This window comes from Rhodococcus sp. NPDC047139 (assembly GCF_040643435.1).
Classification (GTDB): domain Bacteria; phylum Actinomycetota; class Actinomycetes; order Mycobacteriales; family Mycobacteriaceae; genus Rhodococcus.
On the sequence record NZ_JBEYUH010000008.1, the window covers coordinates 165,277 to 188,941 of the forward strand.

The 23,665-nt window shown below is 68.9% G+C and carries 20 protein-coding genes; 9 read left to right on the forward strand and 11 right to left on the reverse strand.

All coding sequences use genetic code 11. The features are described 5' to 3' along the window. Position 1: 1 nt before the first annotated feature. The 10 genes from murD to ABZ789_RS13070 form a co-directional block, all read right to left on the reverse strand. Positions 2 to 1,492: a UDP-N-acetylmuramoyl-L-alanine--D-glutamate ligase gene (gene murD / locus ABZ789_RS13025; RefSeq protein WP_358424205.1), complete on the reverse strand. Its 1,491-nt coding sequence runs from the start codon at positions 1,490 to 1,492 to the stop codon at positions 2 to 4. Positions 1,493 to 1,495: 3 nt separating this feature from the next. Beyond that, entirely contained in the window at positions 1,496 to 2,575 is a 1,080-nt protein-coding gene (gene mraY, locus ABZ789_RS13030) for a phospho-N-acetylmuramoyl-pentapeptide-transferase (RefSeq protein WP_358424207.1), read from the reverse strand. Beyond that, entirely contained in the window at positions 2,572 to 4,113 is a 1,542-nt protein-coding gene (gene murF, locus ABZ789_RS13035; RefSeq protein ID WP_358424209.1) for a UDP-N-acetylmuramoyl-tripeptide--D-alanyl-D-alanine ligase, read from the reverse strand. Before murF ends, mraY begins: the two co-directional genes overlap by 4 nt. Next, complete coding sequence (locus ABZ789_RS13040) at positions 4,110 to 5,702, reverse strand: UDP-N-acetylmuramoyl-L-alanyl-D-glutamate--2,6-diaminopimelate ligase (RefSeq protein ID WP_358424211.1); 1,593 nt, start codon at positions 5,700 to 5,702, stop codon at positions 4,110 to 4,112. The genes murF and ABZ789_RS13040 overlap by 4 nt, the downstream gene beginning before the upstream one ends. A gap of 208 nt (positions 5,703 to 5,910) precedes the next feature. Continuing rightward, a complete protein-coding gene (locus tag ABZ789_RS13045) occupies positions 5,911 to 7,734 on the reverse strand; it encodes a penicillin-binding protein 2 (protein WP_358424307.1) in 1,824 nt (607 codons plus the stop codon). 71 nt (positions 7,735 to 7,805) lie between these two features. Continuing rightward, the gene (locus ABZ789_RS13050) at positions 7,806 to 8,618 is read right to left on the reverse strand and encodes a hypothetical protein (RefSeq protein ID WP_358424213.1); all 813 of its coding nucleotides are present in this window, start codon (positions 8,616 to 8,618) and stop codon (positions 7,806 to 7,808) included. Positions 8,619 to 8,621: 3 nt separating this feature from the next. Further along, positions 8,622 to 9,662 (reverse strand): 16S rRNA (cytosine(1402)-N(4))-methyltransferase RsmH, encoded by a 1,041-nt coding sequence (rsmH, locus tag ABZ789_RS13055; protein WP_358424215.1) that lies wholly within the window; start codon positions 9,660 to 9,662, stop codon positions 8,622 to 8,624. A 285-nt stretch (positions 9,663 to 9,947) separates the two neighbouring features. After that, positions 9,948 to 10,379: a division/cell wall cluster transcriptional repressor MraZ gene (gene mraZ / locus ABZ789_RS13060; protein WP_358424217.1), complete on the reverse strand. Its 432-nt coding sequence runs from the start codon at positions 10,377 to 10,379 to the stop codon at positions 9,948 to 9,950. A gap of 452 nt (positions 10,380 to 10,831) precedes the next feature. Then, entirely contained in the window at positions 10,832 to 11,251 is a 420-nt protein-coding gene (locus ABZ789_RS13065) for a DUF3040 domain-containing protein (protein ID WP_358424219.1), read from the reverse strand. Between the two features lie 173 nt (positions 11,252 to 11,424). After that, entirely contained in the window at positions 11,425 to 11,913 is a 489-nt protein-coding gene (locus ABZ789_RS13070; protein WP_358424309.1) for an SAV_6107 family HEPN domain-containing protein, read from the reverse strand. Between the two features lie 322 nt (positions 11,914 to 12,235). Between ABZ789_RS13070 and ABZ789_RS13075 the strand changes: the two genes are divergently transcribed. The 5 genes from ABZ789_RS13075 to ABZ789_RS13095 all read left to right on the forward strand — a co-directional run bounded on the left by ABZ789_RS13075 (position 12,236) and on the right by ABZ789_RS13095 (position 17,283). Next, positions 12,236 to 12,883 (forward strand): N-acetyltransferase, encoded by a 648-nt coding sequence (locus tag ABZ789_RS13075; protein WP_358424221.1) that lies wholly within the window; start codon positions 12,236 to 12,238, stop codon positions 12,881 to 12,883. Beyond that, positions 12,880 to 14,475 (forward strand): NAD(P)/FAD-dependent oxidoreductase, encoded by a 1,596-nt coding sequence (locus tag ABZ789_RS13080; RefSeq protein WP_358424223.1) that lies wholly within the window; start codon positions 12,880 to 12,882, stop codon positions 14,473 to 14,475. Before ABZ789_RS13075 ends, ABZ789_RS13080 begins: the two co-directional genes overlap by 4 nt. Continuing rightward, positions 14,472 to 15,344 (forward strand): carotenoid biosynthesis protein, encoded by an 873-nt coding sequence (locus ABZ789_RS13085; RefSeq protein WP_358424225.1) that lies wholly within the window; start codon positions 14,472 to 14,474, stop codon positions 15,342 to 15,344. The genes ABZ789_RS13080 and ABZ789_RS13085 overlap by 4 nt, the downstream gene beginning before the upstream one ends. A 20-nt stretch (positions 15,345 to 15,364) precedes the next feature. Continuing rightward, entirely contained in the window at positions 15,365 to 16,072 is a 708-nt protein-coding gene (locus ABZ789_RS13090; protein ID WP_358424311.1) for a DUF3153 domain-containing protein, read from the forward strand. 104 nt (positions 16,073 to 16,176) lie between these two features. Further along, a complete protein-coding gene (locus ABZ789_RS13095; protein ID WP_358424227.1) occupies positions 16,177 to 17,283 on the forward strand; it encodes a glycosyltransferase in 1,107 nt (368 codons plus the stop codon). 21 nt (positions 17,284 to 17,304) lie between these two features. Here the strand turns inward: ABZ789_RS13095 and metF are convergent, their stop codons facing one another. Beyond that, a complete protein-coding gene (gene metF / locus ABZ789_RS13100) occupies positions 17,305 to 18,246 on the reverse strand; it encodes a methylenetetrahydrofolate reductase [NAD(P)H] (RefSeq protein WP_358424313.1) in 942 nt (313 codons plus the stop codon). Positions 18,247 to 18,465: 219 nt separating this feature from the next. Between metF and ABZ789_RS13105 the strand changes: the two genes are divergently transcribed. From ABZ789_RS13105 to ABZ789_RS13120, 4 genes are all read left to right on the forward strand, one after another. Further along, positions 18,466 to 19,512, forward strand: coding sequence for a polyprenyl synthetase family protein (locus ABZ789_RS13105; RefSeq protein ID WP_358424229.1), 1,047 nt, complete (start codon positions 18,466 to 18,468; stop codon positions 19,510 to 19,512). After that, a complete protein-coding gene (crtI, locus tag ABZ789_RS13110; RefSeq protein WP_358424231.1) occupies positions 19,509 to 21,044 on the forward strand; it encodes a phytoene desaturase family protein in 1,536 nt (511 codons plus the stop codon). Before ABZ789_RS13105 ends, crtI begins: the two co-directional genes overlap by 4 nt. A gap of 104 nt (positions 21,045 to 21,148) precedes the next feature. Beyond that, entirely contained in the window at positions 21,149 to 22,735 is a 1,587-nt protein-coding gene (locus ABZ789_RS13115) for an alpha-(1->6)-mannopyranosyltransferase A (RefSeq protein ID WP_358424233.1), read from the forward strand. Beyond that, positions 22,728 to 23,639: a phytoene/squalene synthase family protein gene (locus ABZ789_RS13120; RefSeq protein ID WP_358424235.1), complete on the forward strand. Its 912-nt coding sequence runs from the start codon at positions 22,728 to 22,730 to the stop codon at positions 23,637 to 23,639. The genes ABZ789_RS13115 and ABZ789_RS13120 overlap by 8 nt, the downstream gene beginning before the upstream one ends. The last annotated feature ends 26 nt before the right edge of the window (positions 23,640 to 23,665 follow it).

Consider the following 23,665-nt stretch of genomic DNA (forward strand, 5'->3'; position numbering starts at 1 on the left):
GTCACGGTTGCGTCCCGCCCCCGCGGAGTTCCTCGACCGCGGACGCGAAACTGCGGCCGCGTTCCGCGTAGTCGGCGAACATGTCGAGCGACGCCGCGGCAGGGGCGAGCAGCACTGTCTCCCCCGTCGAGGCGAGAGCCGCCGCTTCTCGGACCGCCAGACGCATCGCGGCGGGGCCGTCGGGGCCCGGGGCCGCGACCCTCTTCACCGAAACGGTCTCGGTTTCGCTCGTCGCGTCGGTCATCGCTTCATCGTCACCCGTGTCCACCACGACGACCGGGACCTGCGGGGCGTGTCGCGTCAGTGCCCGGGCGATTTCACCGGCGTCCCGGCCCAGCAGCACTGCCCCGGACAGGCGCGGTGCGACGTCGGCGACCAGTTCGTCCACCCGTGCACCCTTGAGCAGGCCACCGGCGATCCACACCACACGCTCGCGGGCCAGCAGCGAACTACGAGCCGCGTGCGGATTGGTCGCCTTCGAATCATCGATGTATTCGACGCCGTCGACGTGCCCGGCCGGGGAGGCGCGGTGTGGACCGACCCGGTGCCGCCGCAGTCCGTCGTGGACGGCCGATGCCGGTACATCGACGGCGCGCGCGAGGGCAGCGGCCGCGAGTGCGTCGGAGAGGCCCGCGGGCCCCGGCGGGTTGACATCGTCGACACGAGCGAGCACTGCCGAATCCGCGAACGCCCGGTCGACGAGCAGTTCGTTGCTGATCCCGAGCTCACCCTCCTGGGGGAAGCCCAGCGTGAATCCCACGGTGAGCACCGCTCGAGAACGGTCGCGGAGACCGCCCGCGATCGGATCGTCGAGGCCGAGAACCCCGACGGCGCCGGTGAGGGCGCCGAGCTTGGCTTCGATGTAGTTCTCGATGCCGCCGTGCCAGTCGAGATGATCCTCGGCGATGTTGAGGACGACGCCCGCATCGGGGTGTACCGAGGGCGCCCAGTGCAGCTGGAAGGACGACAACTCGACCGCAAGGACGTCGGCGCGGGGATCGTCGCGGCGCAGGGCGTCGAGCACGGGAAGTCCGATATTTCCGCACGCGACACTGTTGCGGCCTGCGGCTTCGAGAATCGCGTGCAGCATCATGGTCGTGGTGGTCTTGCCGTTCGTTCCGGTCACCACCAGCCACCTCCGGGCCGGACCGTAGATCTCGGCGCGGTCGATCCGCCAGGACAGCTCGATGTCGCCCCAGATCGGCACCGCGGCACCGGCTGCCCGCGATAGCAGGGGGGCGCCGGGCGGAAAACCGGGACTCGTGACCACCAGAGCGAACTCGCGCAGCGCGGCGGTGTCGTCGACGAGAGCATCGAGTTTCACCGTCCGTGCGCCGAGCGCCGCGCACTCGGCCAGAGCACGCTCGTCGCGGTCGGTGACGGTGACGCGGGCACCGAGTTCGGTGAGCGGCTCGATCGTCGCTCGGCCCGACACACCCGCCCCGGCGACGAGCACCGCCCGCCCCCTGAGCCGTTCGAGTTCGTCGGTCATGTGTCAGTCCCCGATCGCCGAGAGGTACTCGCTGTAGAACAGGGCGAGGCCGATCGCCGACGCAATGGCAGCGAGGAGCCAGAAGCGGATGATCACCGTGGTCTCGGCCCATCCGCCGAGTTCGAAGTGGTGGTGGAAGGGTGCCATCCTGAACACGCGCCTGCGAGTGGACCGGAACACCGCCACCTGGATGACCACCGACGCCGCCTCCGCGACGAAGAGCGCACCGATGACGACCATGAGCAGTTCGGTGCGGGTCGTGACGGACAGGCCGGCGAGCATGCCGCCGAGGGCGAGCGATCCGGTGTCACCCATGAAGATCTTGGCGGGCGCAGCGTTCCACCACAGGAAGCCGATGCAAGCGGCAGCCCCGGCGGCACACAGCAGGGCCAGATCGAGCGGGTCGCGGACGTCGTAGCAACCCGCGGTCGGTTCCACGACGCAGGCGTTGCGGTACTGCCAGAACGTGATGATGACGTATGCGCCGAGCACCAATGCCATCGAACCGGCCGCGAGTCCGTCGAGTCCGTCGGTGAGGTTCACCGCGTTGGACCAAGCACTGACCAGCAGGTACACGAAGAGGATGAACACGACCGAGCCCATCGACACCGTGGCGATGTCGCGCACGTAGGACAGATCGGTACTGGCGGGGCTCAGGCCGTCGGAATTGCGGAACTGCAGCGCAAGAATGCCGAAGGCCACCGCGGCGACGAGCTGGCCCACCAGCTTGGCCGTCTTGTTCAGCCCGAGATTGCGCTGTTTGCGGATCTTGATGAAGTCGTCGAGGAAGCCGACACCGCCGAGTGCCGTCGTCAGCCCCAGCACGAGCAGGCCCGAGGCGGTCGGTCCCTGCGCGTCGTAGCCCATCCCGATGAGGTGCGAACCCCAATAACCCGCCCACAGGCCCGCGAGGATCGCGACGCCGCCCATGGTGGGAGTGCCACGCTTCGACTGGTGACTCTGCGGACCCTCGACCCGGATCTCCTGCCCGAAGCCCTGCCGGGAGAACATCTTGATCAGAACAGGAGTGAGCAGGATCGACACTACGAGCGCGATACCCGCCGCGAACAGGATCTGTCTCACCGGGCATCCTCCGTCCTCACAGCAGCGTCGTCTTCTCCGGTGCCGGCGGGGTCGTCCGCGAGGACGGCTTCGGCAACGGTCCACAGCCTCACGGCCTGCGACGCCTTCACGAGCACGATGTCACCCGGTTCCAGTTCCTCTCGCAGCAACGCGATCGCGGCGTCGGCATCGGGCACATGACTCGCTTCCTCACCCCAGGATCCTTCCATCACGGCGCCCTGGAACAACCCCCGGACCGGACGCGTCGCGCCGACGGCGATGATGCGGGTGACGTCGAGGCGAACCGCGAGTCGCCCGATGGCGTCGTGGGCGACGACAGTGTCGTCCCCGAGTTCGGCCATCTCACCGAGTACCGCGAAGGTCCGTCGCGGAACCGGCCCCGACCGCGCCATCGTCACCAGCGCCTTCACTGCGGCGCGCATCGAATCGGGGTTCGCGTTGTAGGCGTCGTCGATGACGGTCACACCGTCCGAGCGAGTCTGCACCGCCATGCGGTGTGCCGAGACGGGACCTGCCGTTGCAAGTGCATCGGCTGCCTGCTCGACCGTCGCACCGCATTCGACCGCCACCGCGATCGCCGAGAGGGCGTTGCCGACCTGGTGCTCGCCGTGCACGGCGAGCCGTACGGGTACGCGCTGCTCACGGCCATCCGCCCGGACGACGGCAGTGAAGGACGCCCGCGCCCGGTCGTCGAGCCGGAGGTCCTCGGCGCTGTAGGCCGCCTGCGGCCCGGTTCCGACATAGACGACCCGCGCCGTGGTGCGCGAGGCCATCGCAGAGACGAGGATGTCGTCGGCGTTGAGAATTGCCACTCCGCCGTCGGCAGCGCTCGGAAGGGCCTCGACGAGTTCGCCCTTGGTGCGCGCAATGACCTCCTGCGAACCGAATTCGCCGATGTGTGCGGTCCCGACGTTGAGCACGACGCCTATGCGGGGCGGGGCGATGGCGGCCAGGGCAGCGATGTGCCCGGGTCCGCGGGCCGACTTCTCGAGAACGAGGAAGCGGGTGGACTCGGTGGCGCGAAGCGCCGTCCAGGGATGGCCGAGTTCGTTGTTGAACGACCCGGGTGGGGCGACGACCTCCCCCAGCGGCGCGAGCACGGCCGCGATCATGTCCTTCGTCGAGGTCTTGCCGGCCGAACCGGTGACGCCGACGACCGTGAGTCCTGCCTCGGTCAGCGTGTCCACCACATGCCGGGCCAGCTTCGCGAGCGCCGCGAGGACGGCGGCGCCGGATCCGTTGCTGTCGTGTTCGAGCGCGAGGGCGTTGGTCTCCGTGGTCGCGATCGGCGGTGCCACGATCGCGGGCACACCCACCGGTCGTGCGGCGAGGACCACTACCGCCCCGGCTGCCACTGCGGCCGCGGCATGGTCGTGCCCGTCCGAGCGCGCACCGGGCAGCGCCAGGAACAGGCCTCCTGGACCGATCCGCCGCGAGTCGAACTCGACGGACCCGGTCACCTCGGCCGACGGATCGTCGACGTCGTGCAGGGTGCCCCCGACGACCTCCGCGATCCGAGCCAGTGTCATCGGGATCATGCATTGCCTCCGTGATACGAACCGTCCGCAGCAGGCGGATGACCGTCGGGTCCTGCGGTCCGGTACTTGTCGAGTGCTGCGCCGAGGACCTCGCGGTCGTCGAAGGGATGCTTGACTCCCTCGATCTCCTGCCCCGTCTCGTGGCCCTTACCGGCGACGAGTACGACGTCGCCGGGACGCGCCCATGCCACTGCGGCGTCGATCGCTGCCGCACGATCCCCGATCTCGAGGATCTCACCGCGCTCGGCCACCGGCACGGAGTAGGCACCGTCGAGCACGGCCGCGCGGATCGCAGCGGGGTTCTCGGTTCGTGGATTGTCGTCGGTCACGACGACGAGCTCGGCGCCGCGGGCTGCAACCTCGCCCATGACCGGGCGTTTCGTCCGGTCGCGGTCGCCCCCGGCCCCCACGACGACGGCGATACGGCCGTCGGTCGCACCGCGCAGGGTCGAGATGACCGCGTCGAGCGCGGCCGGCTTGTGTGCGTAGTCGACAACGGCCAGGAAATCCTGCCCGCGATCGACGCGCTCGACGCGGCCGGGCACCGCGACGTCGGCGATGCCGCGGATCGCGGCGTCGACGTCGGCGCCCACCTCGGCACAGATCGCAACGGCGAGGGCGGCGTTGGTGACGTTGTAGCGTCCCGGCAGACCGACCGTGGCACGACGTGCGGTCCCGTCCGGGCCGGTCAGGGTGAATTCCTGTACAGCGGTCCCGTCGAGGACGTCGTCGGTGACGGCCCAGTCGGCGCCGTCGGCCTTCGTGGCGACCGTCCGTACGGCGTCGTCGCGGCCGGCGCGCGCGAGGTCGGCCATGCGACGTCCCCAATCGTCGTCGATGCACACGACGGCGCGCCGGGCGCGGACCGGCGAATCCTCGGCGAACAGCCGGGCCTTCGCGCCGAAATAGTCGTCGAGGTCCTTGTGGAAATCCAGGTGATCCTGGGACAGATTGGTGAACGCACCGACCGCGAACTCGGTGGCGTCGACACGACCGAGGGCGAGTGCGTGACTCGAAACCTCCATCACGACGGTGTCGACCCCGCGTTCGCGCATGACGGCGAACAGTGCGTGCAGTTGCGGCGCCTCGGGCGTCGTGAGGCTGCTCGGCAGGCGGATCCCCCGGATCCGGGTCTCCACGGTGCCGACGAGGCCGACGACGCGTCCCGCTGCGACGAGCCCCGCCTCGACGAGATAGGAGGTCGTCGTCTTTCCGGACGTGCCGGTGATCCCGATGACCTGCATGCTGCGCGAGGGGTGTCCGTAGACCGTTGCCGACGCCGCTCCCAGTACGGCGCGCGGATCGGGATGGACGAGCACCGGGATCGGCTGCGACGCCGTCCGAGCGACGAGATCCCGTCCTGCCGCATCGGTCAGCACGGCGACCGCTCCGCGTTCGAGGGCGGTCGAGGCGAAGGTGGCGCCGTGGGTGTGCGCGCCGGGTAGTGCCGCGAAGACGTCGCCCGGACGAATGCCCTGTGCGCGCAGGTCGATCCCGGTGACCGCGACTCGGTCGGTCGGCCCGGTCCCGGGGTTCACGATCTCGACTTGCGCCCCGATGGCGTCGGCGAGGACCGAGAGCTGCGTCATCGGTGGGTTCTCGGGTCTCCACCCCTCCACCGGAGGAGACGGATCCGGAGTCGATGGCACAGGCACCAGTTTCCTCTCGCTTGGCTGCAGCTCCTGCTGCAGGCACTCCGACGGGTATCCCGGGTCGGCTCCCCCGAGTCCGGTCGCGACGCGACCGCCGTGACACGTTACCGACGTGTCAGCCTACCGAGACCGCACGGTCGCCTCGTCAGTCGACCTGAAGGATCAACTTGCTCTCCGGCTCGGTCGACAACGGCACGCCGTCACGCTGGAGCAACCACGATGCGATGTCGCGGAACAGCGGTGCCGCCGACTGGCCGCCGCTGCCGTCGGAACTACGGGTCGGGGCGTCGAGCATGATGCCGACGACGTAACGCGGATCGTCGGAGGGGGCGATGCCGGCGAAGGTGATCCAGTAATCGGAGTTCGAATAGCACTTGCAGTTCGGGTCGATCTGCTGGGCGGTCCCGGTCTTGCCCGAGATGCGATAGCCCTCGATCGCGGCGCCCGTCCCGGTGCCCTGCTGATTGCCGGTGTCCGCCTGGACGACCGAGCGGAACATGTCGCGAACGGTTGCGGCGGTCTGGGGGCTCACCACGCGCACCGGATCCGGCCGGGGCGTCTCGGTTCGGGTGCCGTCCGGTCCGATGGTCGCGCGGACGATCCGTGGCGGTACACGCTCCCCGTCGTTCGCTATCGCCTGGTAGATGGCGGTCATCTGCAGCAGGGTCATCGACAGGCCCTGCCCGATGGGCAGGTTCGCGAAGGTGCCCCCCGACCACTGCTCACGGCTGGGCAGCAGACCGGCGGATTCGCCCGGCAGTCCGACGTCTGTGCGTTGTCCGAGTCCGAACAACCGCAGCATCTCGGCGAAACGATCCTCACCCATCCGCTCGGCGAGCATGAGTGTCCCCACGTTCGAGGACTTCCCGAACACTCCCGTGGTGGTGTACGGCACGACCCCGTGGTCCCAGGCGTCCTTGACGGTCGCGCCGGACATCGTGATGGTGCCGGGCACCTGCAGAACCTCATCGGGCGTGGTGAGACCGTCCTCGATCGCCCCGGCCGCCGTGATGATCTTGTTCACGGATCCGGGTTCGAAAGGCGAACTGACCGCGAGGTTGCCCTGTTCCGCGTCGGGAGGGTTGTTCGCGACGCCGATCGACGGGTCGAACGTGCTGTCGTTCGACATGGCGAGCACTTCCCCGGTTCGCGCGTCGAGTACCACCGCCGAGGCGTTCTTCGCCCCGGACAGATCCTTCGCCCGCTGCACCTCCTGCTGCACGTGATACTGCAGGTCGCTGTCGATCGTGAGCTCGACGGAGGACCCGTCGACAGCCGGTCGGCGGTCGCGCCAGCTGCCGGGGATCACGGCACCGTCGGAACCTCGGTCGTAGGTGGACGAGCCGTCGGTGCCCGCGAGCACGGAATCCATCGACGCCTCGAGTCCGATCAGACCGTGTCCGTCCCAGCCGGTCGCGCCGACGATGTTCGCAGCGAGAGACCCACCCGGATACAAGCGGATGTCCTGCCGTTCGGTTCCGACCTTGTCGTACTCCTCGACGATCTTCGACGCGACTCCCGGGTCGACCCCCCGAGCGAGGTAGACGAAGGTCTGGTCGCTCTCGAGCATCTCGAGGACGTCTTCCTCGGGCGCAGCGGAACCGAGCGCGTCGTGGACCGCTGCGGCCACGCCCTCGAGATATTCCGAAACCTCCGGCCGGGAGGGATCCTTCGCGCGCTCCTCCTCGAGTTCCTTGCGCACCCGGACGGGCTGGAAGGTCAGTGCCTTCGCCTCCATGGTGTAGGCAAGCGCCTCACCGTTGCGGTCGGCGATGGTGCCGCGGGTCGCGGGCTCGACGAGGCGGGTGGTGCGCTGGCTCGCCGCCTCGGCGGAGAGCGTCGGTGCCTGCACGAGCTGGATCGACAGCAACTGCGCGACCGCTACGCCCAGCGCACCGAACATTCCGAGCCGGCCCCACTTGTTGCGGAATGCGAAACCCGTCCTGTCGCGGCCACGGGCTGCGGGCATCCGTACCCGCCCGCCGCGCGGCGCAGGGGCGGGTCGTCGCTGCGGTGCACGTCGGGAGGTGGAGCGGTTGGTCACCGAGGCCCGCCCTCGGGATCCGTCGGCACAGCCTGGACAGGTGCTTCGGGTTGCGGCAGTTCGCTCACGGGTACCGATTGTCCCGCTACGGGAGGAGCAGGTGCGGCATCCACGGCGTCCGGCGTGGCGCCGACGGAAGCCTGCGCACCGGGCGCGGGTACAGCTTCCTGCTCGACCGGCCCGCTTTCGGCGGGCGGGGCTGCTCGCCGGGCATCTCCAGCCCCGGAGCGCGGACGAGGATCTTCTCCGGCATCACCGAGAGGACGCGGGGTCTCCGCGCCGGCACTGCCGGCGAGCGGAGTCTGGACGCGGGCGTTCTCGCGGGCGGGGGGATCGAGCGGAGCGGGCGGGAGTCCCTCGGCAGGAGCCGGATCGCCCACCACCTGAACCGAACCGTCCGGGGCCACCACGATGCGCGCGACCTGCCCGGCGGGGATCATGCCGAGCTCCGCTGCAGCGACCGCGAGCGCAGGAGCCGACTCCGCTGCTGCCACGTCGCGCTGCAGGACCGCTCGCTTCTGGGCTAGTTCTTCGTTCTGAGCTCGTGCGGCGCTCAGCTGGTAGGAATCCTCGGTCGCGCGCGTGGTCAACAGGAGCGTCACGACCATACCCACACCCAACAGGGCGATGATCGTGGCGACGAACGGGATCCGGGTGCGAACACGACCGGCGCCCGTCGTGCGCCCCCGGGTCTCGATCGGTTCGACGCCGAGCTGCGCCGCACGCCGTGAACGCCGCTGGTAGGCACGCTGCGCCGCGGTCGATCGTCCCGAGTGCCGGCGCTGCGGGGGTGCCACCTGTACGGTCATCGGTTACCTCCTGGCGATTCGTTCTGCAGCACGCAGGCGAACGGGCGCCGAACGTGGGTTGGCCTCGATCTCGTTTTCGTTCGCACGTTCCGCACCACGTGTGAGGATGCGCAGTTCGGGGCCCATTCCGGGCAGTTCGACCGGAAGTCCTTCGGGGCTGCGGGACTTCGCGCGGGGAGTCAGTTCCTGTTTGACGACCTTGTCCTCGAGCGACTGGTAGGACATGAAAACGATCCGGCCGCCCACGGCGAGTGCGTCGAGTGCGTCGGGGATCGCGTTCCGCAACGAATCCAGTTCCGCATTGACCTCGACACGCAACGCCTGGAAAGTGCGCTTGGCCGGATGCCCGCCGGTCCGCCGGGTTGCCGCCGGGATCGTGCGGTAGAGCAGCTCCACCAGTTCCCCGCTCGTGCGGAACGGGGTCTTCGCCCTGGTCCGCACGATCTCGGAGGCGATCTTGCCGGCGAACCGCTCCTCGCCGTAGGTGCTGAGGATGCGAGCGAGATCGCCGTGACTGTAGGTGTTGAGCACGTCCGCCGCGGTGATACCGGTGGTGGGATCCATCCGCATGTCGAGCGGAGCGTCCTTGGAGTAGGCGAAGCCGCGCTCCGCCTCGTCGAGCTGCATCGAGGACACACCCAGGTCGAACAGGGCCGCGTGGACCGATCCGTACCGGTCGAGTCCTACGCTCTCGAGGGCTTCCGCGATCCCGTCGTAACGGGTGTGGACGAAGTCCGTCCGGTCCGAAAAGCGAGCCAGGCGCTCACGCGCGATCGCAAGGGCGTCGGGGTCCCGGTCGAGGCCGACGAGCCTCAGCCGGGGGTAGATCGTCAGGAAGTGTTCGGAATGCCCACCGAGGCCGAGGGTCGCGTCGACGTAGACCGCACCTTCTCCGTCCGGTCCGACGCGCTCGATCGCCGGTCCGAGGAGCTCGACGGCCCGATCGAGCATGACCGGCACATGGCCGAACTCTGCCGGGGACGCTGCATCGGTGTCGGCGTTCTCTTCTGTGCCGTCGGCCGATTCGTCCTCGCCGTCCACCATGTGTCCTCCGGAATCCTGCTCGCGCCGCTTACGGTCTGTGGGGGTACTCGTCGGGGTGGACGGTGCTGTCGTTTCGTGCCTGCCTGCCACTTCGTGTCGGTGTCCGTCGCGGCTGCGGATACGGAAGACGGCGAATGCCTCGAGGTCTCTGTCCGAGCCGAAGAGACCTGACGCCGGGGAAGTGCGTCAGGGCCCTTCGGTCCGTACCTGGCGCTGGGGAAGTGCGTCAGGGCCGGAATATCGGGCAGAGGCCTCGCGGCACTCGCCGCGCAGCCTGGGCCGTGGTTACAAAATGTCGTGTAGTGCTTCGTCTCTCGCTTCCGAAAAATCTTCTTCGTGTTCGGCGAGGTAGGTCTCCCACGCCGTCGCGTCCCAGATCTCCAGGTATCTGACCGAACCGATCACCACGCAGTCCTTGGTGAGTCCGGCATACCGGCGGTGGGCCGCCGAGAGGGTGATCCGGCCTTGCGAGTCGGGTCGTTGCTCCTCTGTTCCCGAGGCGAGGCTGCGCAGAAACGCTCGGGCCTGCGGGTTGCTGCGTGAGGCGCTCGCGGCGCGTTCGGCCAGAGCGGCGAACTCGTCGCGAGGGAACACGGTGAGGCTGTGGTCCTGCCCCTTCGTGATCATCAACCCTCCCGCCAGCTCGTCTCGGTACTTCGCCGGCAAGGTGAGCCGGCCCTTGTCGTCCAACTTCGGGGTGTAGGTACCGAGGAACACTCGGCGCCTCCCCGTTGTCGGACGGATGCTTTGCGCGACAGGACACCTCGTCCCGCCGTGCCCCCACATTACCCCACTTTGCCCCACCGGAAACGGATTACCGCCGCCCCGTCACGCGTGTTGTGGTCACAGTCCCTGCTCAGGGCACGCGGCAGCGAATAGGGACATACCTCCGCGCACGGAGGGCCCGCCCGCCGGCAGTTCACCGGACCGGGTCGCCTGCGACCCCGAGGGCGGCCTCGGGGCACGGGCGACCAGGCGAAATGCTCCGAAGACGGACCGAGGTGGGGCGCGGTGGGGATACAGGAACGGCGGTGGGTCGGTCGAGTGCACGGGAATATCGATACGCCACTGGATACGAGACGGCCGGGCCTCGACCCCGCCCGAACACGACGACGGCGCGGCCCATCCGGGTCGCGCCGTCGTCGATACAGCTGATAGCTCGAAGGAGGTCAGTCCTGCTCGAAACGCCTCCGGAACCGTTCTTCCATACGGTTGGTGAAGCCACCACCCGAGGACTTCTTCCCGCCCCGGGAAGATCGGCCGGCCTTGCCGGAACCGGAACTACCACCCGCCGCCCCGGAAGCCGACGACCGACGGCCGCCGAGGAGCAGCAGAACACCGGCGGCGAACATCACGAGGAACCCGAGAAGACTGATGATCGGAAAGCCGCCCGGTTTCAGAGGGAGGGCAACTCCGGCGATCAGCAATGTCAGGCCCAACACGAACAAGGCGCCGGCTTGCAGCCGCCGCCGATTCGACGCCATCCCCAACCGACTGCCACGTACGGTCGAGGCGAACTTGGGATCCTCAGCATAGAGCGCGCTCTCGATTTGATCGAGCATGCGCTGCTCGTGCTCGGAGAGTGGCACGGTACCTCCCCCGGCACTAAACGGTGGCCACCGGATCCGTGGGGCGAATCCGGCGGGGGGCCGTCCGTACGGCCGCCTGAACCAATAATACGAGCAGAAGTCGCCGCGGACCACAAACTGCCCATGCGAGTTCGTCTCCCGCCCCTACGAAAGTCCTCGTAACAGGGCGAAAGTCACCCACCGACACCGACCTCCGGCTCTGCGTCCGCAGCGAGACAGCCCTCCACGTCGTGCAGAAAGTGCCCCACCTCGTCGTAGAACGAGCCGGACTCGTCCGCCTCCACGGCCCGCACTGCTCCCGCTTCGATCGCAGCACGAGTTGCGGAACGGTCGGCGAAGTAGTCGGCCCAGGCGACGAAGGACTCGTCGGCGCGCGCCATGAGTGCCCATGCGTTGCGTGTGACAGGACGGCGCGCCGGCCCGGTTCCGGAGCGCACCTCCGCCGCAGCGACCACCGCGCCCGCGCCACGCAGCGCAGCGAGGTAGGCGAGACGGAACTGTTCGCCCGGACTGTCGGCTCCCGCAGCGCCCGAGAGGAGGTCGTCGGCTTTGCGCAACAGCGTCGCCGCACGGGCCGAGGTGGGGCGGTCCACACATGCGGACGGCCCGAGCGGCGGGGACGTTCGGCGCGGTCCTCGACTCGCGACGTGACCGTTGGCCATACTCACGCACCTCCTCAGCGTGGTAGCACCACTCTCGATACGAGCGGTATCCGCTGGCATTCCCGCCGAAACGCCGAGGAAGGGAAATCACAGTCCTCGGAGCGAGTCCCGACACGGGCGCCGAGCGGGAGACCCCAGGTGATCCGGGGGTGTTCGCTTCCCTCGAACATCCCCGGATCACCGATGTCGAACATGCGTTCGACGTATTCAATATAGCTGGACCCACCGACAACCCGTCAAGAGAAAGCGGCTACGCCATCCCGAACGATCAGCGAGACCCGAAAACCTCCGACACATCGCGAGTCACCCGAACGAGTCACGCATGAGCACCGATCCTCGCCCCGGCCCCGCGATCCTCACCGAACTGTCTCCTGCCGACTTCCGCGCGCACCTGCCCGAACTGCTGTCCGTCTACGTCGCCGCGATGCGGTATCCGCGCGGCACCGAGTACCACCGCGCACCGATGTGGTCCGAGCATTCCGCCCGGTCGGGCTGGCAGGCGTTCGCCGCAACCCTGCCCGATGCCCCCGACAGGATCGTCGGGGTCGCGTACGGCTACCGCGGAGACAGCCGGCAGTGGTGGAACCAGCAGGTTCGTGTGGGCATGCGTCACTCGGGCAGATCCCGCGAGGCGATCGACCGGATCCTCGCCGACTATTTCGAGCTCACCGAACTGCACGTGCATCCCGACGTGCAGGGACGAGGCGTCGGCGAGCTGCTCCTGCACGCACTGCTGCGCGACCGCACCGAGGCGGCGGTACTGCTGTCGACACCGGAGGTTCCGGGTGAGGACAATCGAGCGTGGCGGCTCTACCGCCGTTTCGGTTTCCAGGACGTCGTCCGTCGCTTCGTCTTCACCGGAGATGCACGCCCGTTCGCGGTCCTCGGCAGGAGACTGCCGCTGGAGCCGGACATCCTTCCCTACAACCCCCATGCGGTCGACGACGCAGACGGAAGTGGTGCGCCATGAATCCCACGCTCGACGTCGTTGTGGTCGGCTCCGGCCACAACGCACTGGTCTCGGCCTGCTATCTGGCCCGTGACGGATGGTCGGTGGAGGTGCTCGAACGCGACACCGTGCCGGGCGGAGCCGTCTCCACCGTCGAGCGCTTTCCCGGATACGCCGTCGATCGCGGTTCTTCCGCACACATCATGATCCGCCATTCGGGGATCGTCGAGGAGCTCGATCTCGCCGCACACGGCCTGCGGTATCTCGACTGCGACCCGTGGGCGTACGCGCCGCCGCCGGCGGGCACCGATCGTCCGGGCATCGTGTTCCACCGCGACCTCGACCGGACCTGCGCCTCCGTCGAAGCTGCCTGCGGCAGCCGGGAGGCCGAGGCCTACCGCCGTTTCGTGCAGGACTGGGGTCCCCGGAGCGCGGCGGTGATGAACTCGTTCACCAAACCCCCCACCGGTCGCCACCTGTTGTCCGCCTTCTGGGGTCTCGACGCCCGGGACGGCGGCAGTGTCCTGTCCCGGAACTTCCTCACCACCGGCGACAGCCTGCTCGACGAATACTTCGACGACGAACCGCTCAAGGCGGCGCTGGCCTGGTTCGGCGCACAGTCCGGCCCACCGATGTCCGAGCCCGGAACCGCCCCCATGGTGGGTTTCGCAGCTCTCATGCACAGCCTGCCGCCGGGACGGGCGATCGGTGGAAGCGGCGCACTCACCCAGGCCCTGCTGTCGCGGTTGCGTTCCGACGGTGGAGAAGTGACCTGCGGCGATGCCGTCACCGAGATCCGACGTACCGGAGACGTCTGGACCGTGCGCACCGCGGCGGGACGTTCGGTGCGAGCCCGCACGGTCGTCGCGGGATGTCACATCCTCACCACACTCGATCTGCTCGACCGCGGCGGATACGACCACGACCGGCTCGAGCGCTGGCGTCGCAGCATGCGGGTCGGTCCGGGCATCGGCATGGTCCTGCGAATCGGCACCGACGAACTACCTCGCTATCGGGGCTGCGACGAGCCGGAGCTGACGACCACCGGTCTGCAACTGCTGGTCGACGACCGTGCGCACCTGCGCGCCGCGCACGGTGCCGCGATGGCGGGCGACCTGCCTCCACGGCCCGCCGTCCTCTCGATGAGCTTCTCGGCGCTCGACCCGACGATCGCTCCTCCCGGCGAACATCAGGTCACGCTGTGGTCCCAATGGCATCCGTACCACTTGAGAGGCGGCCGACGCTGGGACGACATCGCCGAAGCGGAGACCGAGCGCATCCTCGCAGAGATGGAGACGCGCTCTCCGGGATTCACCTCGACCATCCGTCACTGTCACGTGCAGACCCCCGCGAACATCGAGAGTGAACTCGGACTGCTCGGCGGCAATGTCATGCACGTGGAGATGTCGCTGGACCAGATGTTCCTGTGGCGACCGCTTCCGGAATTGTCCGGCTACCGGGTACCGGATGCGCCCGGCCTCTATCTCACCGGTGCATCGACGCATCCCGGTGGAGGTGTCTCCGGAGCAAGCGGGCGTAACGCCGCCCGGGTTGCCCTCGCGGACGCGAAAGGCGGCATCCTGGACAGAGTGAAAAGCTGGATGTCGAGATGACCGGCACCTACGTCCCGGCACCTGCCGGGCCCGCCCGATGGCGGACGATCCTTGTCGTGGTCCCGGCCGTCGGCGCCGTTCTCGCCCAGATCGTCTATCCGCTCACCCAGGGGGACGCCCGGGACGCCGCGACCGTCGCGGTGGTCACGCTGCTCACCACCGCCTGTCTCGTTCATGCCGCACTGAACCGCGGTCCCACCTTCGCTGCGACGCTGTTCGTGGCTTCCGCCGGCATCGGATATCTGTCCGAGGTGGTCGGCACCATGACCGGATATCCCTACGGCTGCTACAGCTACGTCACCGACCGGCTCGGACCGGCCCTCCTCGACGTGCCGCTGGTCGTGCCACTGGCCTGGTCGGCGGGACTGTATCCCGTCTGGTGTGTGGCCACCCGCCTCGTGCGCAACGGCCCCGGCCGGGTCGCGGCAGTGATGGTCGGCATGCTGGGATGGGATCTCTACCTGGATCCCCAGATGGTCGCGGACGGCCACTGGTCGTGGTGCAATGCCGGCGGCCTGCCGGGGATCGAACACATTCCGCTCACCAACTACGCGGGCTGGCTCCTCGTCGCCGCGATCATGGCAACCGTTCTCGTGCTCGCCGACTCGCGTTCGAACGACTCGGGCGCCGCCCGCAGCGACGGGGTTCCCGTGGCGCTGTTCCTGTGGACGTGGCTGGGCTCGGCGCTGGCACACAGCGTCTTCCTCGACGGCCCCGAGTTCCGGTATTCGGCGGTCTACGGCTTTCTCGTCATGGGAGTCCTCGGCGTGCCGCTGCTGGTCTCGCTCGTCCGTTCGCGCGAGGGGAACGGCTCCGGTGCCGGCGACGACGAGACACGACTCGCCGCGACCGACCCGAAGAGACGATGAGGACGACCGCGCCTGGCACGATGTTCTCCGTGCAGCCGTCCATCGTTTCCGTCCGCCGTCGTGTCGTTGCGGTCGTGGGGCTCCTGCTCCTGGCCGTTCCGCTCCTCACCGGCTGCCTGCGAGTGCAGGCGACGATGGGGATCTCCTCCGACGACCGCGTGTCGGGCCAGATCGTCGCCGCGATCATCCCTGCCGACGAGAACGATCCGGGGCCCGAGCTCACTGTTCCCTCGGCGCTGGCCGAAAAGATCCGGGTCGAGGAATACGCCCAGGACGGTTACGTCGGGAGCCAGGTGTTCTTCAACGATCTCACCTTCGGCGACGTGCAGCAGCTCGCCACGATGTCGGACCAGAGCGCGGGAATGTTCCAGCTCAATCTCCAGCGTTCGGGAGACCTGGTGGCACTGAACGGCCGCGTGGATCTCGAGTCCGCGCCGACACAGGGCACGGACGTGCAGCTCACGATCGCGTTCCCGGCCCGCGTGGCCACCACCAACGGCACCCGTGAGTCGGATTCGATCGTGACCTGGAAACTTCCGGCCGGTGAGGTCAGCACCGTTCGGGCAGAGGTGCGCTATGCGGACCCCAACACCCGCGGCTTCGCAGGCTGGGCCGGGATCATGGCCGGAGCTGCCTTCGGTGTCACGCTCATCATCGCGGGTGCTGCCTGGTTCACCCGTGATCCGGAGGCGCCGCGGCGCTCGGTGACGGAGGGGACGCCGTCCTGAATCCCGGTCGTCCGCGAGAGCCGTCCGCGGCCACCGCCCTCACCCCGACGTCGTGGTCGCGGCTCGTCGCGGCCGGCACGGCCGTGGCCTTCTACGGTGCGGCGGTGGCCCTCGCGAACAGGTTCGCACTCCCCCGGCTCGTGTCCGGCCCGATCGTCGACGAACCGGTCACCGTGGTCGTTCCCGCCCGTGACGAGGCCCCTCGTATCGCTTCGATCGTCTCCGATCTCCGGGCCCAGCGAGGACTGCGCAGGCTGCGCGTGGTGATCTTCGACGACGACTCGTCCGACGGCACCGCGGATCTCGCCGCCGCGACCGCGGGCACCGACGAGCGCTTCACCGTGGTGCGCTCGACGGAACCGCCTCCCCCGGGCTGGACGGGTAAAGCGGCTGCGTGCGCCGCAGCAGTCGCACGGGCGGGTTCGGCGGTCGATACCGGCAGTGTGGTCTTCGTGGACGCCGACGTCCGTCTGGCTCCCGACGCGCTCGCCGCCGCCGTCGCTCTGTTGCGTCGCCAGGATGCCGCGCTCGTCTCACCGTTCCCCTACCAGCAGACCGGATCCGTTCTCGAACGGCTCGTGCAACCGCTGTTGTTCTGGTCGTGGTTCGCTCTGCTGCCCGTCGCTTTGTCGCACCGCACCCGCCGGCCGTCGATGGCGGTCGCCTGCGGGCAGTTTCTCGTCTTCGATGCGCATTCCTACACAGCAGTCGGGGGGCACGCCACAGTCGCAGCGAGTCCCACGGAGGATCTGGATCTCGCCCGGGCGTTGCGCCACGCCGGACTGAGAACGACTGCCGCTGCCGCCGGCCGGATGGCGTCGTGCCGCATGTACGACGGACCTCGGCCCCTGGTGGGCGGGTACACCCGATGGTTGTGGTCGGCCTTCGGCTCTCCCACCGGGGCGGCCGCAGTGGTCGGGCTGTCCGCCCTGTCCTATCTCGTGCCCCCGATCGCCGCCGTGCTCGGAGACGGGCGGACGCGGCGGTGGGGAATGGCCGGCGCCGCTGCCGCAATGCTCTCGCGGATCCTCGCGCGAACCACCGAGCGAGGAGGCCGCCGCGGCCGGGCCCGTCCCTCCCAGCTCACCGGCGACGTGCTCGAAGCCGCTGCGCATCCGGCGTCGATCCTCGCTTTCGGGGCGCTCACGGCGTCGTCCTTCCGGGCACGACGGAGCGGGCGTGCGCTCTGGAAGGCCCGAGTCCTGCCCTGACCCGAAGCGGGACAGGACGGATCAGGCCGGCTGCGCCGCGCGGGCTTCCAGTTCGTAGCCGAGACGGGTGAGCACCTCGCTGGTCGCGCGAGCGAAGTTGAGCGTGATGAAGTGCAGGCAGGGTGCACCCTCGGAGATCAGGCGCTCGCACATCTCGGTGGCAACCTCGATCCCCACTTCGCGCACTGCGGCACGGTCCTCCTCGGGACCGTCCCCGGCCGCACGCCGCAGACGTTCCTCGAGCGCGGCCGGCAGCTGCGAACCCGACAGCTCGAGACTGCGCCGCGCCGAGCGCAACGACGTGATGGGCATGATCTCGGGGATGATCGGCTTGAGTCCCTGCTCGGCATCGCAGGCCACGACCCGGTCGCGCAACCGCAGATAGTGCTCGACGTCGAAGAACATCTGAGTGATCGAATACTCGGCGCCCGCGCGCAGCTTCTGCACCAGATAGCGCGTGTCGTGGTCGAGATCCGGGGACCGGTGATGTCCTTCGGGGAAGGACGCGACGCCCACGTGGAAGTCGCCGAGCTCGCGCACCAGCCGCACGAGTTCGTCGGCGTGCTCGAGACCTTCCGGATGCTTCTCCCATTCACCGAGCGGATTGCCCGGCGGGTCGCCGCGCAGGGCGAGGATGTTGGTGATCCCGCGATCGGCGTAGGCCCCGACCATTGCACGCAACTCGTCGATGCTGTGCCCGACGGCGGTCAGGTGCGCGACCGGAAGCAGAGTGGTCTCCTCTGCCAGACGGCCGGTCACCCGGACCGTGCGGTCGCGGGTGGATCCCCCGGCGCCGTAGGTCATGGAAACGAAAGCCGGGCCCAGTCGCTCGAAGGTCCGTACGGCGCGCCACAGCCGGCCCTCGGCCTCGGCATCGCGAGGCGGGGAGAACTCGACGGAGAAGGGGATGCGGCCCGAACGCGCGGACCCGAGACGGTCCACGATCGACGGGGTCCGAGAAATCCCGCCGTCCTCGGTTGCCCTGACGAAGTCGCTTGTCACCGGTCCAGCATAGGCGGCGCCCCGCCGACAGCCGCTACCGGCGACGCCTCGTGCTTGCGGATAGGCTGGTGCGGCGCCTCGACTCCATGCATCTCTCCGCGGCGCGCCATCCACCGATCAGGAGGTCTTGCCCTGTCTACCGGCGCCGATCACTCTCTTGCCGAGCAGCTTCCCATCCGTGTGGAAGGCGCCCTGCGGCAGTTCTTCGCCTCACGCTCCGTCCTGGTGGACTCGGTCGGTGGTGGTTACAGGGAAGCAGTCGACACGCTCGAGGCCTTCGTTCTGCGAGGCGGCAAGCGGGTCCGCCCGAGATTCGCCTGGACGGGCTGGCTCGGCGCGGGCGGCGACCCGGCCGGGCCCGACGCGGACGCTGTGATCCGGGCCTGCTCCGCCCTCGAACTCGTTCAGGCCGCTGCGCTGGTGCACGACGACATCATCGACGCCTCCACCACCCGCCGCGGATTTCCCACCGTGCATGTGGAGTTCGCCGAACAACACCGGACGGCCACCTGGCGCGGCCGGCCGGAACAGTTCGGTGAGTCGGTCGCGATCCTGCTCGGCGACCTCGCACTGGTGTGGGCCGACGACATGCTGCACTGGGCCGGGCTCGCACCGGCGACCGTCGCGCGCGTCGCTCCGGTCTGGGCGGCGATGCGCACCGAGGTGCTCGGCGGGCAGTATCTCGATATCGCCAACGAGGTGGCCGCAGACGAGTCGGTGGAGGCCGCGATGCGTGTCAACCGATTCAAGACCGCTGCGTACACGATCGAACGTCCGTTGCACCTCGGCGCGGTTCTCGCCGGTGCCGACGACGACCTGATCACCGCCTATCGCCGCTTCGGCACGGACATCGGTCTGGCATTCCAGTTGCGCGACGATCTGCTGGGAGTGTTCGGCGACCCGGAGATCACCGGCAAACCCTCGGGCGACGACCTGCGTTCCGGCAAGCGGACGGTCCTGTACGCGCTGGCACTCGAGACCGCCGACGCCACCGATCCGGCCGCGGCGCAACTGCTGCGCAGCTCGATCGGTACCGATCTGACAGACGCCCAGGTCGAGCGCCTGCGTTCCCTGCTGATCGATCTCGGTGCCGTCACTCGGATCGAGGAGCGCATCACGACTCTCACCGACAGTGCGTTCGAGGCTCTCGACTCGTCCGGCGCCACCGAGGAGGGCAAGACCCTCCTGCGTGAATCGGCAGTCGCGGCGACTCGCCGGGTGGCGTGAGAGCCGTCCGCACGATTCACGGCGCCCACCGGATCGTCGTGGTCGGGGCGGGGCTCGCCGGTCTCTCGGCAGCCCTGCATCTGCGCGGTGCGGGGAAGGACGTGACGATCCTCGAACAGGCCCGCGACGTCGGTGGTCGTGTCGGCACCTATCACGGCCCGGGCTACGAGACGGACAACGGAGCCACCGTCCTGACGATGCCGGAGTTGATCGACGACGCGCTCGCCGCGGTGGGCGCCGATCGGCACTCCGTCGACCCCGAACTCCGTATCCGGCCGCTCTCCCCCGCCTACCACGCACGGTTCGCCGACGGGTCCACCGTCGACGTGTATTCCGATCCCGACGCCATGGTCACCGAGATCTCACGGCTCTGCGGCCCGGCGGAAGCGCGCCGCTATCAGAGATTGCGCGCGTGGCTCGCCGACATCTTCGAGGCCGAGTTCGACCGCTTCATGAACGCGAGTTTCGACTCACCGCTCGATCTCGTCTCCTCTCGCGCAGCGCTGCACGATCTCGTGCGGCTGCTCCGCCTCGGCGGGTTCGGCAGGCTCGGCGCGCAGGTGAACCGTAGGATCACCGATCCTCGCCTACGGCGTGTCTTCACCTTCCAGGCCCTGTATGCCGGTGTCGCTCCGGCGCGAGCACTCGCGGTCTACGGGGCCATCGCCCACATGGACACCTCACTGGGGGTCTACGCCGTGGACGGCGGCATGCGCTCGGTCGCACGTGCGATGGCTTCGGCATTCGTCGGGGCCGGTGGCCGGCTCGAACTCGGGCGCGAGGTGACCGCCGTCGACATCTCGGGCGGCGGGGTCGACGGTGTCCGTACCGGCGACGGGCAGCATTTCCCGTGCGATGCGGTGGTCCTGACTCCCGACACTCCGGTGGTCGACGCATTGCTGCCGCGCCGCCGTTCCCGGCGCCCACTCGCCGCGCCCTCTGCCGTCGTGCTGCACGGTTCGATTCCCACCGAGGTCTCCCGGAGGTGGTCGGCACAACACCACCACGTGATCGACTTCGGTGGCGAGTGGGACCGCATCTTCGTCGAGATCACCCGCCGGCGTGGGCGCGGCCGTTTGATGTCCGATCCTTCGCTGCTGATCACGCGACCGGCACTGTCCGATCCCGCTCTGCGGTTCACCCGTGAGGGCACCGAGCACGAACCGTTGTCGGTGCTGGCTCCGTGCCCGAATCTCGACAGCGCACCGTTCGCGTGGCCGGAGCTCACGCAGCCGTATCGCACAGAACTGCTCGATGTTCTCGAACGCCGCGGATACGCCGGGATCATGGACGAGTTCCGCGTCGACCACATCGACACGCCCGCCACCTGGCACGCTCGTGGCATGCAGGCCGGAAGCCCGTTCTCGAGTGCTCACGTCTTCCGCCAGACCGGACCGTTCAGGCGACGCAACCTCGATCCGGCCGTTCCCGGAGTGGTGCTCGCGGGTTCGGCGACGGTGCCCGGAGTCGGGGTACCCACCGTCCTGTTGTCCGGGCGACTCGCCGCCGAACGACTCGGTGTTCACGGGTAAGCGGGCACGTCGGGCGCAGACCTGGCCACGTCTCGACTAAACTGTCTGCGTTCGCCAGCATGCGCGCCGCGCATCACACGTCCACCGGGGGAGGAACCGTACCGATGTCGTCCCCTGCCTCGCCCGACGCCGAGTCTCAGAACTCGTCCGCGCCGGAGGTGAGGGACGAACCGTCGCGTGAGCTTTCGAAACCGGGCTTCCTGAGGAGCCCGGCCGGCAACGCCGCACTCCTCGGCGCCTGCGGCGCGGTGTTCATGACCTTCGGTAGCTTCGGTGCGGGCAGCGTCCGCCGGGTCGATCCCCTCCTCGAGGACATCTACCTGTCGTGGCTGCGCTTCGGTCACGGCCAGCTGCTCTCGACCATCATTCTGTGGGTCGGGGTCCTTCTCATGATCGGCGCATGGGTGCGCGTCGGTCGCGCGACCCTCGCCGGACTGGTGACGGTGCGCGATCTGTGGACGGTACTGCCCGCATGGACCGCTCCCCTGCTGGTCGCCACCCCGATGTTCAGCCGCGACGCGTACTCCTATCTCGCACAAGGCGCCCTGTTACGGGACGGCTTCGACCCGTACGCGGTGGGCCCGGTGGCCAATCCCGGCGTCCTGCTCGACAACGTCAGCAACGTCTGGACGACCACCACCACCCCCTACGGCCCTGTTCACCTGCTCCTCGGTGCGGGAATCACCTCGATCACCGACGACAACGTGGTGACGGGGACGTGGCTGTGGCGACTGACCATGCTGCCGGGCCTCGTGCTCATGGCATGGGGCGTGCCGAAGCTGGCGCGCCGCATGGGCGGAAACCCCGCGATCGCGCTGTGGCTCGCGGTACTGAACCCGCTCGTGCTCATCCATCTCGTCGGGGGCGTGCACAACGAACTGTTGATGGTCGGTCTCATGATCGGCGGCATCGTGCTGGTGCTCGAAGGCCGCCACCTCGGGGGTATTGCGCTGGTCTCGCTCGGCGCCGCGATCAAGGCCACCGCAGGTCTGGCATTGCCTTTCCTCGTCTGGGTCTGGATGGTCCACGAGCGCGATCGTGCGCGGGCCGAAGGCCGCGAACCGGCAGCCCCGGTGCGCCTGTTCCTCAAGGCGTGCGGTCTCGGACTGCTCGTCTTCGCCGCGGTCTTCGGCGGCGCCTCCCTCCTCGCGGGCGTCGGTATCGGCTGGCTCACCGCCCTGTCGGGGTCATCGAAGATCATCAACTGGTTGTCGCTTCCGACGATGATGGCGCATGCCGTCACGTGGATCACCCCGTGGCGCCTCGGCTCGGTTCTCGACATCACCCGCATGCTGTGCGCGATCGCGCTGGTGGTGATCCTCGTGTGGGCTTGGTGGCGGTTCCGTCGCACCGAGCGCGATGCGATCTTCGGCATCGTCGTCGCACTGACCGCCGTAACCCTGCTGTCGCCCGCCGCCTTGGCCTGGTATTACTCCTGGCCGCTCGCTGTGGCGGCGGCCTTCGCGATGTCGCCCCGGGTGCTCATGGTGCTCGTGGCACTGTCGACCTGGCTGATGTTGATCTTCAATCCCGACGGCTCCATCGGCATGTACAACATCGCGCATGTCGCGCTCGCCGTCGTCGTGTCGGTCGTCGCGGCGCGCGCACTCGTCACCTACGACCCCCTGCGCCTGCGCCTGCGGCCTCGACCGGCATCATCCGCCGGCGTCGTGCAGCACGACCGTGACTGAAGATCTGGCCGACGCGTACGCCTACTGCGCCGAGCTCACCGCCGAGCACGGGCGCACCTACAATCTCGCCACGCGATTGTTGCCTGCAGAGCGGCGGAGCGCCGTTCACGCGCTCTACGGCTACGCCAGGCACGTCGACGACATCGTCGATGTCACCGCCGTCGGCGACCCCGACGCCGCGATCCGCGGCGTCGAGGAAGCCCACGCCCGGCTGCGCGCCGCGCTCGCGGGCGACCCGGGTCCGCCCGATGCCACGGGCCTGGTGGCCGCAGCGCTCGCCGACACCATCGAGCAGTACCGCATCCCCGTCGGCTACTTCGACGCGTTCATCCGTTCCATGCGCATGGACGTGCCGGGCACGCCCGAGTTCCGGCCCCACTACCGGAGTATGGAGGAACTGCGCGAGTACATGTACGGCTCCGCCGCGGTGATCGGACTCGAGCTGCTACCGGTCTTCGGCGTCGACGATCCCGCCGCCGCGCCGGCCGCCGCCGCGCTCGGTGAGGCGTTCCAGCTCACCAATTTCATTCGTGACGTGGGAGAAGACCTCGAGCGGGGACGCGTCTACATTCCGCTCGAGCTGTGGTCGGCCTTCGGTGTCGACCTCGATCTGCTGCAGGAGGGCAGGCGCACAGGTGTGGTGGATCCGAGGGTCCGGCGGGCCCTTGCCCACGCGATCGCGCTGACCCGGGCCGAGTACCGCAAGGCCGAACCGGGCCTGCATCTGCTGCCGGCGCGGATCCGTCCCGGCATCCGCACGGCGTTCATCCTGTACGGACGAATCCTCCAGGAGGTCGAGCGCAGCGGGTTCCGGGTCCTCGACCGTCGTGCAACGGTGCCGCGCCGGACGCGGGCCGCGGTGATGCTCACCGAATACGTCACCGGGTCGGTTCGTCGACACTGACCCGGTCGGCCGGACGAGGGGCGGCC